Origin of the sequence: Pedococcus sp. 2YAF34 (genome assembly GCF_052114585.1) — a bacterium.
In the GTDB taxonomy this organism is placed as follows: Bacteria; Actinomycetota; Actinomycetes; order Actinomycetales; family Dermatophilaceae; genus Pedococcus.
In genome coordinates, this window is record NZ_JBFRFA010000085.1 from 1 (window position 1) to 588 (window position 588).

Annotated in this window: 1 protein-coding gene; it reads left to right on the plus strand. The window is 73.5% G+C overall.

All coding sequences use genetic code 11. The features are described from left to right. Nucleotides 1-588: universal stress protein (locus AB4Z02_RS18975; RefSeq protein ID WP_441972914.1), on the plus strand; the 588-nt coding region annotated here is incomplete at both ends.

The window sequence follows — 588 nt, forward strand, 5'->3', positions numbered from 1 at the left end:
CGCTGCAGCGCTACCGCGCCGAGCACGGCATCGAAGAGAAGTGGGAGGCGCGGGAACGCGTCGTCGTGGCGCTCACCGGAGGTCCCGAGGGCGAGACGCTGCTGCGCCGAGGTGCGCGGGTCGCGGCCCGGTCGGGCAGCGGCGACCTGCTCGCGGTGCATGTCGCGAGCCAGGACGGGCTGCGGGAGTCGGACCCGGCGGCGCTGGCGGCGCAGCGCAAGCTCGTCGAGGAGCTCGGCGGCACCTACCACCAGGTGGTCGGGACCGACATCCCGGAGGCCCTGGTCGCGTTCGCCCGCGCCAGCAACGCGACACAGCTGGTCATCGGAGTCTCCCGCCGCAGCCGGCTGACCGCGCTGCTCACCGGGTCGGGCGTCGGGTCGACGGTCATCCGCGAATCCGCCGACATCGACGTGCACATCGTGTCGCACGCGGCGGCGGGCGGGCGCGGGCTGCCGAAATTCCGGCAGCGTGGCGCGCTCAGTGTTCGCCGCCGGGTCTACGGGTTCGCCCTCGCCCTGATCGCGGGGCCGCTCCTGACGTTGCTGCTGCTGCCCATCCGCAAATCGGATTCCCTGACGGCCGAAG